The sequence below is a fragment of the Pseudaminobacter soli (ex Li et al. 2025) genome (assembly GCF_003012705.1).
GTDB classification, from domain to species: domain Bacteria; phylum Pseudomonadota; class Alphaproteobacteria; order Rhizobiales; family Rhizobiaceae; genus Pseudaminobacter; species Pseudaminobacter soli.
In genome coordinates this window covers 149,022-162,495 of the sequence record NZ_PXYL01000007.1, presented here as the reverse complement: position 1 = coordinate 162,495, position 13,474 = coordinate 149,022, and the positions used below count along the sequence as shown (strand labels likewise).

The following is a 13,474-nucleotide window of genomic DNA, read 5'->3' as shown; positions in this document are numbered from 1 at the left end:
CGGGGAACCCCTCCTCCATGCTTGCTGCACCGCACACAACTCCGGATGCGGCATCATCCAAGCACACCACAGGAGGCAGATCGGGTGTCCGACACCACGAATATCTACGACGAAATCCCGGACTTCGACACCATCGGCGGCCACCTTTCCAAGGCGCGCGACGTCAGCGGCATGAGTGCCAAGCAGCTCGCCTTGCGGCTTGGCGTAAAAACCTCGACCATCAAGGCTTGGGAGAGCGACCGTTCACAGCCCGGCGCGCATCGCCTCAACACGCTCTGCGGCCTCCTGAGCGTCAGCGTATCCTGGGTGCTTCACGGCGTGGGCGCTGCCCCCGTGGAAGCCGAAGACGAGGGCGATGATCTCGAGGCGCTCGGCTCGCGGCTCGATAAGCTTCGACACCTGCACGCCGAAACCGGCAATCTCATCCGCCGGCTGCAGAACGACATGGATCGCCTGGGCACAAACTGAACGGTAGAACAGGCTCAGAATTTCAAGGTATTTCCTGCCCGGCCGACATCAAATTCGCGTTTCCGTCGCATGGGACGTGACAAAGTGTCGGCCATGGGCTAGCTATGAGTCGTCTAGGGTTTGGAAACGAACTCTACCTGTTTGCGGGAGAGAACAGCACAAAGCTGTCGCCGAAGGGGAAATCGCCCGAAATCTCTCAGGCAAAAGAACCGTCAACGGGAAAGACACTCTGGAAAGTCGGGACTAGCTCCCGCGCCGAAGGTGTAAGCGTCGCCGACAGAGTTCCGGTTGCGCGAGTCTCTCAGGCTTCAGACAGAGGGGCACGGAATGGCCGCCGTTAGCGGCCGCTTGCGTGCGACTCTGGAGATGTCATGACGGGCGCCACCACCAGAACTCTTCCTCTCGACGACTTGCATCGTGCCGCAGGAGCGCGCTTTGGCGCCTTCGCCGGCTGGTCGATGCCTCTCACCTACCCCGCCGGCGTGATGGCCGAGCACCAGCACACGCGTGAGCATGTCGGCCTGTTCGACATCTCGCATATGAAGCTTATCGAGGTCTCCGGCCCGGATGCTGCGGCATTGCTGTCCAAGGCCTGCCCACTCGATGCGGCCGCGCTTGGCGAGCGCCAGTCGAAATACACCTTCCTGCTCAACGAACAGGCCGGCATCATCGACGACCTGATCATCACCCGGCTCGGCGCCGAGCGCTTCATGGTCGTGGCCAATGCCGGCAATGCCGCGCTCGACGAGGCGCATCTGCGCGAACTCGCCGCGGGCTTCAACTGCACCATCAACCCGCTCGACCGTGTCTTCCTGGCCATCCAGGGCCCCGATGCCTGGGCTGCGCTCGCGCGCGCCGGCATCGAGACCGGCGAACTTGTGTTCATGCACGGCTTCGAGCCGCGCAAGGACTGGTTCGTGAGCCGTTCCGGTTACACCGGCGAAGACGGTTTTGAGATCGGCCTTCCGGAAGCAGATGCCCGCAAGCTGCTCGAAACATTGCTCGCCGACGAGCGCGTCATGTGGATCGGCCTTGCCGCCCGCGACAGCCTGCGGCTGGAAGCCGGGCTCTGCCTGCATGGTCAGGACATCACCGACGAGATCAACCCGGTGAACGCCGGGCTGATGTGGGCCATCACCAAAGGCGTGCGCGCCGATGGTCAGTTCGTCGGCGCCGAGGCGCTGCGCGCGGCACTCGAAAGGGGTTCGTCCGAAAAGCGCGTCGGCCTGAAGCCGCAGGGCCGTCAGCCGGTCCGCGCCGGCGCCCAGCTTTTCGATGAAGCCGGCAACGCCGTCGGCCGCGTCACCTCCGGCGGCTTTGGGCCGTCCGTCGGTTCGCCGGTGGCCATGGGCTACGTCTCGGCCCCGCTCGCCAACGCCGAAACAAAACTCTTCGCCGACGTGCGTGGCACGAAGGTTCCCGTCGATATCCACCCAATGCCCTTCACGCAGCATCGCTACCGCAAAGGATGAATTTCTCATGGCAACTACCTATTTTACCGATGATCACGAATGGATCCGCGTCGAGGGCGGCGTAGCGACTGTCGGCATCACCGACTATGCGCAGGAGCAGCTCGGCGATCTGGTCTTCGTGGAACTGCCCGAGAAGGGCCGCAAGCTGGCCAAGGGCGACGTCGCCGTCGTCGTCGAGTCCGTCAAGGCGGCGTCCGACGTCTATGCGCCGGTCGACGGCGAGATCATCGATGCCAATGAAGCGCTGTCTTCCGACCCGGCGCTGGTGAATTCAGCCGCCACCGGAGACGGCTGGTTGTGGAAGATGAAACTGGCCGACGAAGGCCAGCTCACGGGCCTGCTCGACGAGGCAGGCTACAAAGCCCTGATTGGATAAGGACAAAGGTGACTGAATGACCACCGCTCCCTACCCCTTCGAGACGCGCCATGTCGGCCCGAGCACGGCCGATGCGCGCGCGATGCTGGCCGTGCTCGGCGTGCCTTCCCTTGAGACGCTGATCTCCCAGGCCGTGCCGAAGTCGATCCGGCTTGACCGTGCGCTGAACCTGCCGGCACCCGCCAGCGAGGCGGATGCGCTGGCCGAACTTTCGGCCAAGATGGCGAAGAACACGGTGCTGAAGAGCTTTATCGGCGCCGGCTATCACGGGTGCCGGGTGCCACCGGTCGTTCAGCGCAACCTGTTCGAGAACCCGGCCTGGTACACGGCCTATACGCCGTACCAGTCGGAAATCAGCCAGGGTCGCCTGGAACTGCTGTTCCACTTCCAGACGCTGGTGACGGAGCTGACCGGCCTGCCGGTCGCTTCTGCTTCGCTGCTGGACGAGGCGACCGCCGTGGCCGAGGCCGTCGGCATCGCCTTCCGCCATCACCGCGAAAAGCGCGCCGAGGTCGTTCTGGCAGGTGAACTGCACCCGCAGACACTCGACGTGGTGAAGACCCGCGCCGAGCCGCTGGGCATGACCATCGGCGCGACCGAGATCGGCGAGAACACCGCCGCGCTCATCGTTTCGTGGCCTGACACTCTTGGCGTCTATGGCGACCATGCCGCGACAATCGAGAAGGCCAAGGCTGCCGGCGCGATCGTCATCTTCGTCGCCGACCCGCTGGCGCTCACCATCTCCGAGGCTCCTGCCAAGCTCGGCGCCGATATCGCCGTCGGCCCGATGCAGCGCTTCGGCGTTCCGATGGGCTTTGGCGGCCCGCACGCCGCTTACTGCGCCGTCTCCCACAAGCTGACCCGCCTCATGCCGGGCCGCCTTGTGGGTCAGTCCACGGACGCCGATGGACGCCCCGGCTATCGCCTGGCGCTTCAGACCCGCGAGCAGCATATCCGCCGCGACAAGGCGACCTCCAACATCTGCACCGCGCAGGCGCTGCTGGCCAACATGGCAGCCTCCTACGCCATCTGGCACGGCCCGCAGGGCCTGCAGTCGATCGCCTCGCAGGTCCAGATGCTGGCCGAGCGGTTCGCCCAGGGCCTCAAGACTGCCGGCGTGGAAGTGGCGGGCGCTCGCCGCTTCGACACGATAACCGTCGTCACGAAGGGCAAGGCGAAGGAAATCGCCGCTGTCGCCGAGAAGGACGGCCGCCTGCTGCGCGTTGTCGATGAGAACAGCGTTGGCGTGACCTTCGACGAAACCTCGACGGAAGCTGACCTTGTGGCCATCGCGGCTCTGTTCGGAGCTACACCTGCCGCAACCGACAAGGTAACCGTGCCGGCCAATCCGCGCGGAAAGGGTTTTCTGACCCAGCCGGTTTTCCATGAAAACCGCTCCGAGACGGATATGATGCGCTTCCTGCGCCGGCTCGCCGACAAGGATCTCGCGCTCGACCGCGCCATGATCCCGCTCGGCTCCTGCACCATGAAGCTCAATGCCGCCGCCGAAATGATGCCGGTGAGCTGGCCGTCGGTCGCCAACCTGCATCCCTTCGCGCCCGCCGCCCACTCGGCCGGCTATCGCGAGATGATCGGCGACCTGGACGCCTGGCTTTCGGAGATCACCGGCTTCGACGCCGTGTCGCTGCAGCCGAATGCTGGCAGCCAGGGCGAATATGCTGGCCTCCTGGCAATCCGCCACTACCACCAGTCGCGCGGCGACCATCACCGCAACGTCTGCCTCATCCCGTCCTCGGCGCACGGCACCAACCCTGCCAGCGCCGCCATGGCAGGCATGACCGTGGTCGTGGTGCGCTGCAACGAGGACGGCAATGTCGACGTCGAGGACCTGAAGGCCAAGGCAGTCGAGCATGCCCAGAACCTCGCGGCGCTGATGATCACCTACCCCTCGACACATGGTGTGTTCGAGGAAGGCATCCGCGACATCTGCGCGGTCATCCATGAGAATGGCGGGCAGGTCTACCTCGATGGCGCAAACCTCAACGCCCTGGTCGGGCTGGCCCGTCCGGGCGACATCGGCGCCGATGTCTGCCACATGAACCTGCACAAGACGTTCTGCATCCCGCATGGCGGCGGCGGCCCCGGCGTCGGCCCGATCGGCGTCAAGGCTCACCTGAAGCCCTACCTGCCGGGCCATGTCGCGGAAGGCTCGGTGCACGCTGTTTCGGCTGCCCCCTTCGGCAGCGCGTCGATCCTGCCCATCACCTGGATGTATATCCGCATGATGGGTGCGTCGGGCCTGAAGCACGCCACCGAGACGGCGATCCTCAGCGCCAACTACATCGCCGCAAGGCTCGAGCCGCACTTCCCGGTGCTGTTCAAGGGTCGCAACGGCCGCGTGGCGCATGAGTGCATCCTCGACACCCGAGTGCTGAAGGACAGCGCCGGCGTCACCGTCGAGGACGTCGCCAAGCGCCTCATCGACTACGGCTTCCATGCCCCGACCATGTCGTGGCCGGTTGCCGGGACGCTGATGGTCGAGCCGACCGAGTCCGAGCCCAAGCACGAGGTCGACCGCTTCTGCGAGGCGATGATCTCGATTGCCGACGAGGCGCAGAAGGTCGCGGCAGGCGTGTGGCCGCAGGAGGACAATCCGCTGGTCAACGCACCGCACACCGCGGCCGAAGCTCTGGCCAGCGACTGGAAGCATCCCTACTCGCGACTTGAGGCCGCCTATCCGGCTGGCAATGCAGACACGGCGGCAAAATACTGGCCGCCCGTGTCCCGCATTGACAATGTCGGCGGCGACCGCAATCTGGTGTGCTCTTGCCCGCCGATGACGGACTACATCAACGCAGCTGAGTAAACGCATCCGAACGGCGGCGGTGCGGATACGCATCGCCGCCGTTTTTTTTATATGATCAGGCTTTCCACCCGTTTTCGTGTCATCGCCGCCTCCATGGCTTTTGTCGCAGGCTTCGTGGATGCGCTGGGCTTCGTCCATCTCGGCGGCTTCTTCGTCTCCTTCATGAGCGGCAATTCCACCCGGCTCGGCGTCGGGCTGGCTGACCGCCTGCCGGACGCGCTGATCCCCTTGGGGCTCATCATCCTTTTTGTAGGCGGGGTGGTGCTGAGCACCATGTTCAGGCATCGCTTCGATTGGATGCACAGCAACCACGTGGCTTTCGGCGTAGCGGCGCTTCTGGCAGCCGCGGCTCTGCTTGCCTTGCTCGATTTCGACCGCGTCGCCATCCTGCTCACGCCGATCGCGATGGGTGCCATGAACACGTGCTTCGTGCGCGATGGCGAGGTCAGCGTCGGCGTGACCTACATGACCGGAACACTCGTAAAATTCGGACAGCGGCTTGGCACGGCACTGGCCGGCGGCGACCGGTGGGCTTGGACGCCATATCTGCTGCTCTGGCTCGGCCTGATGACCGGTGCGATCTGCGGCGCGCTGAGCTATCCGATCGTCGGCCTTCAGGGGCTGTGGCTTCCGGCGCTTGCGCTTTTCGTACTTGGCACGGTCGTCGACTTCCGCAACGGCGTCGAAAAGGCCGCATGAGGAGCAAGAGGGCTTTCCGACATGAATTCCGCCTCTAGCTCTTGAGCCTACCAGGCCTCACGCCTATAGAAAGCCAGCGATTTCCCTATGAACGGAACGGGAACCCTGTCGCGCGCGGCTCAAAGCGTGGCAGTATCGCATTCAATCGAATCACTGGAAATCCGTACGCCCTATGGACGACAGCAACGACCTTTTCGCCAATATCGGCAAGCAGCCTTCGGTCCCCACCGCGCGCGCGGAAAATCCGCAGGCGCAGCCAGCCGCCAAGCGCGCGCCGCAGCAGCAGCCCAAGGACGGCAGCGAAAGCTATAGCGCAGCCGACATTGAAGTCCTGGAAGGACTGGAGCCGGTACGCCGGCGGCCCGGCATGTATATTGGCGGCACCGACGAAAAGGCTCTGCATCACCTCTTTGCGGAAGTCATCGACAACTCGATGGACGAAGCGGTGGCTGGACACGCCACGTTCATCGAGGTGGAGCTCGGCGCTGACGGCTTCCTGACCGTGACCGACAACGGGCGCGGCATCCCTGTCGACCCGCATCCGAAATTCAAGAAGCCGGCACTCGAAGTCATTCTCACGACGCTGCATTCCGGCGGCAAGTTCGACTCCAAGGTCTATGAGACCTCGGGCGGCCTGCATGGCGTTGGCGTCTCCGTGGTCAACGCGCTTTCCGACCACCTAGAGGTCGAGGTGGCGCGCGGCCGGCAACTTTACCGGCAGCGTTTCTCGCGCGGCAAGCCGCTTGGCGAGCTGGAGCACCTCGGCGACGTGCACAATCGCCGCGGCACCAGGACTCGCTTCCATCCGGATGCCGAGATTTTCGGGAGCGCCAAGTTCGAGCCGGCGCGGCTCTACCGCATGACGCGCTCGAAGGCCTATCTGTTCGGCGGCGTCGAGATTCGCTGGATCTGCGATCCGCTTCTGATCAAGGAGAAGGACGAGACGCCGGCCAAGGCGACCTTGCATTTCCCCGGCGGCCTGAAAGACTATCTCGCCGCCTCGCTCAACGGCGAGATGCAGGTCACACGCGAAATCTTCGCCGGCAAGAGCGAGCGCCAGAGCGGCCACGGCTCGATGGAATGGGCCGTGACCTGGTTTGGTGGCGACGGTTTCCTGAATTCCTACTGTAACACCATCCCGACCGGCGATGGCGGCACGCATGAGACCGGCTTCCGCAACGTGCTGACGCGCGGCCTCAAGGCCTATGCCGAACTGGTCGGCAACAAGCGCGGCGCGGCCATCACCAGCGAAGACGTGATGATCTCGGCCGCCGGCATGCTGTCGGTGTTCATCCGCGAGCCGGAATTCGTCGGCCAGACCAAGGACAAGCTGGCGACGATCGAAGCGCAGCGCCTGGTCGAAACCGCCGTGCGCGATCCGTTCGACCACTGGCTCGCCGACAACCCGCAGGAAGCCACCAAGCTTCTGGAATGGGTGATTGCGCGCGCCGACGAACGCCTGCGCCGCCGCCAGGAAAAGGAAGTGTCGCGCAAGAGCGCGGTGCGCAAGCTGCGCCTGCCCGGCAAGCTCGCCGACTGCACGCAGAACGCCGCAGCGGGCGCCGAGCTGTTCATTGTCGAGGGTGACTCGGCAGGTGGCTCGGCCAAGCAGGCGCGCGACCGGTCGATGCAGGCAATTTTGCCGCTGCGCGGAAAAATCCTCAACGTCGCCAGCGCCGGCAACGACAAGCTGGCTTCCAACCAGCTGATCGGCGACCTTATCCAGGCGCTTGGTTGCGGCACGCGCTCGAAGTACCGCGAGGAAGACCTGCGCTACGACCGCGTGATCATCATGACCGACGCCGACGTGGACGGCGCGCACATCGCCTCGCTGCTCATCACCTTCTTCTACCAGGAGATGCCGCAGCTCATCCACGGCGGCCATCTCTACATGGCCGTGCCGCCACTCTACCGCCTTAGCCAGGGCGGCAAGACCGCCTATGCCCGCGACGACGCCCACAAGGACGAGCTATTGCGCACCGAGTTCACCGGCCGCGGCAAGATCGAGATCGGCCGCTTCAAGGGCCTGGGCGAGATGATGGCCTCGCAGCTGAAGGAAACCACGATGGATCCGAAGAAGCGCACGCTGCTGCGCGTCGACATCGTGGAAGACGAGGAAACGACAAAGTCCTCGGTCGAAGCGCTGATGGGCACCAAGCCGGAAGCGCGCTTCCGCTTCATCCAGGATCGCGCCGAGTACGCGCAGGAACTGGACATCTGATAGAAGCGACGTCCAGACAGGCAAGACCATGAACAGGCCAGAGCATGATCCCGAAAAGTCGCAGACTTTTCGGACGAGGTCATGGCTCAGAAACAAGAGCTTGGAGCGGGATGGCGATGCAACGAGACGCCACCTCGCATTGAGCCTGCGAAGATTTCCGGCGAGCCTCAGGAGCTTGATCCGGCCGACCCGTGCGGACTGGGTCTTTGCCATCCGCACCACGGCCGCCGGGTTGCTTGCGCTCTTCATTGCATATGCGCTGGAGCTGGAGCAGCCCCAGTGGGCGATGATGACGGTGTTCATCGTCTCCCAACCTGTGGCGGGCATGGTGCTGGCCAAGGGTTTTTTTCGGTTGCTCGGCACGCTCGTGGGCGCGCTCGCGGCCGTCTCCATCTCCGTCGCCGTTGGCGGCAGCCCCTGGCTGTTCGTTGCCGTGCTGGCGATCTGGATCGGGCTCTGCACCTTCGCGGCTTCGTTGCTGCGCAATCCGGAGGCTTATGGCGCAGCGTTAGCGGGCTATACAGCCGCGATCATCGCCATGCCGGCGTTCGGCCACCAACATCTTGCCGTCGAGCTTGCCGTCGCTCGCTGTACGGAGATCATGCTGGGTATCGTCTGCGCCGGTATTGCCAGTCGGCTGATCTTGCCGCAGCTTGCGCGCGACGCGATCATCCAGCGGCTCAGCCGCAGCATCATCGATCTTGCCACCTACACCCACGCGGCCTTTGCCGGCGGCGACAGAGCCAAAATGGCTGCCCTTCACCGCAAGCTCATCGCCGAAACCCAGGCGCTGGCGGAAATGCGGGCCTATGCGCGGCTGGAGGCGCCGAGCCTTGCCACGCATGGCCATCCGGTGCGCCGCACCTTAGGTCACTTCCTCTCCGCACTTTCCACCACGCGCATGCTGCACGGCCATGCGGCGCCCCAGAACGTGGCGCTGATGCCGGTTCGCAACGAACTGAAATCGGTGCTGGTGGATCTTTCCGCCGCGGGCGTCGAAGCGCTGGAGGATACGTCGCCATGGATCGCGCGGCTCGACGCCATCGCCCGGCAGGCGCGCCGCGCACCCGAGAAGGCGGCGGAAGGCGACGATCGGGTCGGCACCGTGGCTCGGCTGACGCTGGCAGCCGAGTTCGCCGATACGCTGAAGGAAGTCCTGCTCGGCCTCGACGCCATACGCGAGCCTGCTGCTGCAGCAGCCAAGAGCAACCGGCCACGCCGCCAGCCGGCGCTCGTGGTGCATCGCGACCATGAGGCGGCCCTGCGAAATGCCGTGCGTGCGGCCCTTGCCACCACGCTGGTCATTTCCTTCTGGATGGCGACCAGATGGGCCGACGTGGCGGGCGTCGCCATCATCGTAGCTGTGGTGTCGAGCCTGTTTGCCTCCCGGCCTGCCCCGCTCGAAACTTCGTGGGAGTTCTTCAAGGGAACACTTCTTGCCGTCCCGTTCTCCTTTATGGTGGGGCAGATCGCCCTGCCCGCTCTGCCGGGCTTCGGCTGGTTCACGCTGTTCGTGGTTCCGGTTCTGATCGTGGGCGCGCTCGGCATGGCCAACCGGGAACTCGTCGGGGTTGCGACCGCCTTCGCCATCAATTTCCTGGCCTTTCTCAATCCGCACGAGAAGATGGTCTATGCGCCGCAGGCCTTCTTCAACAGCACGATTTCGATCCTGATCGGTATCCTGCTTGCCATGGGCGTCTTTGCGGTGGTTCTGCCCGCGCGACCGCATGTGTTCGCCGCCCGCCTGGTCAAGGCTATGCAGGAAGACCTGGCGCGGCTTTGCCTGCATGAGCGGGTTCCGCGCCGTTCGGCCTTCGAGAGCCTTGCCTACGACCGCATCAACCAGCTCCTGCCCTACGCCATGCGGCTCGGCCAAACCGGCAAGGAACTGCTGGCCGGCAGCGTGGCATCGGTGACGGTGGGCGTGGAAATCGTGCGCCTGCGCAAGCTGCAGCTCAGCGACAAGCTGACTGCGGAGGACAAGGCCTTCGTCTCGGGCTTTCTAAAGCAGTTTGCGCGCGATGTGCTTTTGCCGTCGCCGGGCAGGAAATCGACGTCGGCGCTGGCCGAAACCACGCGGCAAAACGCAACCGCCATGGCCGACCGCCATGATGATGCGGAGACGCTTCAGGCAGCCGCTTCGCTGCGCGTCATTGCAGCCGCCCTCGACGATTATCCGGTGTTCTTCGGAAAGATCCGCTAGGCCGCCGCGATTGCAAGCGCGTGGCGGCGGGCATTGTCGCGCAGCGCCTCGATGTGGATCGACTTGAGGAGACCTGCAAGATCGCTTGCGGCCTGGGTTTCGCCGAGCTCTTTCAACATCAGCCAGCTGACTTCCTGCGCACCGGCAACGCGCTTGCCGTTGGCTACCTCGCGCCAGACTTTTAGCGCAACGAGCAACACCTTATGCGTCGCGGCGGAAAGCCCGGCGTTGCGGAAGAGGGCCGAAAGCGCCATGTCGTTGCCACCGGCCAGCAGCGCCCTCACCCGGGCTTCCGCCTGGCCGCTCAGCGCCACCATGGCGGCGCCGAAGAAATCGACCTTACCGTGAGCGACGGTGCGGATGAGGAAGCTCGCAGTCAGGTCGCCGCGCAGCCGCAGATGCTCGATCAGCGCCGCATGCTCCTGCGCACGCGTGCCTTCGATCAACGTCAAGGAAGCTCTGACGCAGGCGTCGCGCATCACACGCTCGGCACGCGCCGGGCCGATCAGCGCTGCAACCAGCGGCGAGCGCTTCAAGGCCTCGCCGACCTTGACCAGCAGCATGTGGCGGCAATCGGAAGGTAGGCGCGGGTCGGCAATCAGCGCCTCGCGGACAAATGCAAGATCGCCATGACGTTCGGCCATGCGCCGGAAGCTGAGCGAGGCGATATCGGCGCCGCTATTGGCGAGAAGCGCGGCACAAGCCTCCGGCTCACCCACTTCGGCGATTGCCGCGGCAAGCGCCATGGAAACCGCCGGGCGGTCGGCAATAAGCTTCTGCGTTACGGCCGATCCTGCTGCAACGCGGTCGATGAGGTCGGAATCGGTGAGCAAAGGCGATCGGGCGAGCACCAGAGCCGCCACCTCTGGCTGGTCGGACGCCAGCGCGCTCACCACCTGCAAGGGCGCGTGGCGGCTCATGGAAAGCGCCTCGGCCATTGCCAGCCGCACCTTTGCAGAAGGATCGTCGAGCAGCAGGGTCAGGGCAGCTTCGGCCGCGCAGCGATCCTCGAACGGCAATTCCTTCTGCACATAGGCATGCGCAAGTGCAGCGGCAGCCGCCGCGCGTTCCGCCACGCGTGCCGTATCGATCCATTTCAGGAAATGCGCGACAATCATGCGGCCCCCTTTGCCCCGGGACTCGTTACCGACCCAAGAAAGCACGCTAGGGACAAATGGTTTACGAAGCGTTCACCATGATTGTTAACCCGCTTGCGGCAGGCAATGGCAGCAACTATCAAATCTTCAGCCAAGGGAGAAATTCGGCATGGGCATGTATCTGGAAGAATTTTCAGTCGGTCAGGTCTTCCAGCACACGCTGACTAAGACGGTGACCGAGAGCGACAACATGCTGTTCTCCGTCATGACGCTCAACCCGCAGCCGCTACATATCGATTTCGATTTCGCCTCCAAGACCGAATGGGGCAAGCCGCTGGTCAATTCGCTGTTCACGCTCGGCCTTATGATCGGCATTTCGGTCCATGACACGACGCTCGGCACCACCATCGCCAATCTTGGCATGACCGAGACCACATTCCCGCATCCCGTATTCCATGGCGATACGATCCGCGTGGAGACTGAAGTGCTCTCGGTGCGCGAGTCGAAGTCCAAGCCCGATCGCGGCATCGTCGAATTCCAGCACCGCGCCTTCAATCAGAACGGCGTGCTCGTGGCAAAATGCACGCGCCAGGCGATGATGAAGAAGAAGACGGTTTCGATCTGATGCGCTCGCTACTGTTCGTCCCCGGCGACTCCGAAAAGAAGCTCGAAAAAGGATTTTCGTCCGAGGCGGACGTGGTGATCGTCGATCTCGAGGATTCGGTCGCGGCGGAGAACAAGGCTAATGCGCGCAAGATCGCGGCCGAGTTTCTAAGCGCACGTCAGGGACGGCAAGGGCCGACCGTCTATGTCCGCGTCAACGACCTCTCCACTGGCCTGACCGATGATGATCTCGCCGCCCTCATTCCGGCACGCCCCGCGGGCATCATGCTGCCGAAATCGAACAGCGGCGCGGACGTCCAGCAACTCGCGGTCAAGCTGCGCGTGCATGAGGCGGAAAACGGGCTGCCCGACGGCGGCATCGCCATCTTGCCGATCATCACGGAAACGGCAGCCGGCGTGCTGGCCGGCGCGAGCTATGCTGGCGCGAGCGCGAGGCTGGCCGGCCTGACCTGGGGCGCAGAGGACCTTTCGGCGGCAATCGGCGCGCGCGCCAGCCGCGACGAGCGCGGGGTCTATACCGACGTCTTCCGGCTTGCGCGCGCCATGACCATATTGGCGGCCGCAGCAGCAGAAACCGCTGCGATCGACACCGTCTATCCGAATTTCCGCGACATGGACGGTTTCCGACGCGAGTGCGTGGAGGCCGAGCGCGACGGCTTTACCGGCAAGATGGCGATCCACCCGGCACAGGTACCGGTCATCAACGAGGTCTTTACGCCCTCGCCCGAAGCCCTCGCCCATGCCAAGCTCGTAGTCGAAGCTTTTCGGGCCGCCGGCAATCCGGGCGTAGTGGGCATGGATGGCCAGATGTATGACCGGCCGCATCTACGCCGCGCCGAGCGTCTTCTGGCGCGAGCCCGCGCGGCTGGGGTTTCCGGTTAATCCTTTTCCCAGCGCGGGCGTCGCATGGAAAAAATCTGCTCGATGGCCGAGTAGTCCATATAGCCGAGGCGGCTGACATTGCCCGCCTTGACGATGTCGAACATGCCGTCGACGAGATATGCCTCGTCGATGAACACGCCCACCACCTCGCCCGTGACCACCACGGCGCCGGAATCTTCTCCGGCGAGCGTCTTCGGCCGAAAGATCTCGGTCACCTTGCATTCGAGCGCGGCCGGAACGCCGGCCACGCGCGGCGGTTTCACCAGCTGCGACGGCACCATTTCGAGGCCGGCATAGTCGAACTCGTTGACGCCGCGAGGCGAATCCACCGCCGTTCTGTTCATCTTCTCCGCCAGGTCGCGGCCGACGAGGTTTGCGACGAATTCGCCGCTCTCGGCAGCAAATGTCGCGCTGTCCTTGTGACCGTCCGACGAAAACCAGACCAGAAAAGGCTTGGTGGAGAAGGCATTGAAGAACGAATAGGGCGCCAGGTTCAGCGCACCATCGGCGCCGATCGACGAAATCCAGCCGATCGGCCGCGGCGCCACGATCGCCTTGGATGGATCATGCGGCAGGCCATGCCCCTTGGACGGCTCGTAAAACAC

Annotated in this window: 11 protein-coding genes and 1 riboswitch; of the genes, 9 read left to right on the top strand and 2 right to left on the bottom strand. The window is 64.2% G+C overall.

Annotation, left to right across the window (positions count from 1 at the left end):
* The first annotated feature begins 84 nt into the window (after positions 1-84).
* From C7I85_RS15705 to C7I85_RS15675, 7 genes are all read left to right on the top strand, one after another.
* Entirely contained in the window at positions 85-468 is a 384-nt protein-coding gene (locus C7I85_RS15705) for a helix-turn-helix domain-containing protein (RefSeq protein ID WP_106724935.1), read from the top strand.
* Between the two features lie 134 nt (positions 469-602).
* Positions 603-690: riboswitch (glycine riboswitch) on the top strand.
* A 149-nt stretch (positions 691-839) separates the two neighbouring features.
* Positions 840-1,940 (top strand): glycine cleavage system aminomethyltransferase GcvT, encoded by a 1,101-nt coding sequence (gcvT, locus tag C7I85_RS15700; RefSeq protein WP_106724934.1) that lies wholly within the window; start codon positions 840-842, stop codon positions 1,938-1,940.
* Between the two features lie 7 nt (positions 1,941-1,947).
* The gene (gcvH, locus tag C7I85_RS15695) at positions 1,948-2,316 is read left to right on the top strand and encodes a glycine cleavage system protein GcvH (RefSeq protein ID WP_106724933.1); all 369 of its coding nucleotides are present in this window, start codon (positions 1,948-1,950) and stop codon (positions 2,314-2,316) included.
* 16 nt (positions 2,317-2,332) lie between these two features.
* Positions 2,333-5,143, top strand: a complete 2,811-nt coding sequence (gene gcvP, locus C7I85_RS15690; protein WP_106724932.1) for an aminomethyl-transferring glycine dehydrogenase — start codon at positions 2,333-2,335, stop codon at positions 5,141-5,143.
* A gap of 51 nt (positions 5,144-5,194) precedes the next feature.
* Positions 5,195-5,842 carry a YoaK family protein gene (locus C7I85_RS15685; RefSeq protein ID WP_106724931.1) on the top strand — a complete coding sequence of 216 codons (648 nt, stop codon included), beginning with the start codon at positions 5,195-5,197 and terminating at the stop codon, positions 5,840-5,842.
* Between the two features lie 172 nt (positions 5,843-6,014).
* Positions 6,015-8,063, top strand: coding sequence for a DNA topoisomerase IV subunit B (parE, locus tag C7I85_RS15680; protein ID WP_106724930.1), 2,049 nt, complete (start codon positions 6,015-6,017; stop codon positions 8,061-8,063).
* 175 nt (positions 8,064-8,238) lie between these two features.
* Entirely contained in the window at positions 8,239-10,266 is a 2,028-nt protein-coding gene (locus C7I85_RS15675; RefSeq protein WP_245444965.1) for an FUSC family protein, read from the top strand.
* On the opposite strand, the gene C7I85_RS15670 is transcribed toward C7I85_RS15675, so the two are convergent.
* Positions 10,263-11,384, bottom strand: coding sequence for a DUF2336 domain-containing protein (locus tag C7I85_RS15670; protein WP_106724928.1), 1,122 nt, complete (start codon positions 11,382-11,384; stop codon positions 10,263-10,265). The genes C7I85_RS15675 and C7I85_RS15670 overlap by 4 nt on opposite strands.
* Positions 11,385-11,532: 148 nt before the next feature.
* Between C7I85_RS15670 and C7I85_RS15665 the strand changes: the two genes are divergently transcribed.
* Together C7I85_RS15665 and C7I85_RS15660 are read left to right on the top strand one after the other, a co-directional pair.
* Positions 11,533-11,988, top strand: a complete 456-nt coding sequence (locus C7I85_RS15665; RefSeq protein WP_106724927.1) for a MaoC family dehydratase — start codon at positions 11,533-11,535, stop codon at positions 11,986-11,988.
* The gene (locus C7I85_RS15660; RefSeq protein WP_106724926.1) at positions 11,988-12,869 is read left to right on the top strand and encodes an HpcH/HpaI aldolase/citrate lyase family protein; all 882 of its coding nucleotides are present in this window, start codon (positions 11,988-11,990) and stop codon (positions 12,867-12,869) included. Before C7I85_RS15665 ends, C7I85_RS15660 begins: the two co-directional genes overlap by 1 nt.
* Here the strand turns inward: C7I85_RS15660 and C7I85_RS15655 are convergent.
* Positions 12,866-13,474: a flavin reductase family protein gene (locus tag C7I85_RS15655; protein ID WP_106724925.1), complete on the bottom strand. Its 609-nt coding sequence runs from the start codon at positions 13,472-13,474 to the stop codon at positions 12,866-12,868. The genes C7I85_RS15660 and C7I85_RS15655 overlap by 4 nt on opposite strands.

Bases quoted from the DNA above. Each gene is read 5' to 3' on its own strand.
- gcvT (WP_106724934.1), top strand. From the start codon at position 840: ATGACGGGCGCCACCACCAGAACTCTTCCTCTCGACGACTTGCATCGT.
- gcvH (WP_106724933.1), top strand. From the start codon at position 1,948: ATGGCAACTACCTATTTTACCGATGATCACGAATGGATCCGCGTCGAG.
- gcvP (WP_106724932.1), top strand. From the start codon at position 2,333: ATGACCACCGCTCCCTACCCCTTCGAGACGCGCCATGTCGGCCCGAGC.
- C7I85_RS15685 (WP_106724931.1), top strand. From the start codon at position 5,195: ATGATCAGGCTTTCCACCCGTTTTCGTGTCATCGCCGCCTCCATGGCT.
- parE (WP_106724930.1), top strand. From the start codon at position 6,015: ATGGACGACAGCAACGACCTTTTCGCCAATATCGGCAAGCAGCCTTCG.
- C7I85_RS15670 (WP_106724928.1), bottom strand. From the start codon at position 11,384: ATGATTGTCGCGCATTTCCTGAAATGGATCGATACGGCACGCGTGGCG.
- C7I85_RS15665 (WP_106724927.1), top strand. From the start codon at position 11,533: ATGGGCATGTATCTGGAAGAATTTTCAGTCGGTCAGGTCTTCCAGCAC.
- C7I85_RS15660 (WP_106724926.1), top strand. From the start codon at position 11,988: ATGCGCTCGCTACTGTTCGTCCCCGGCGACTCCGAAAAGAAGCTCGAA.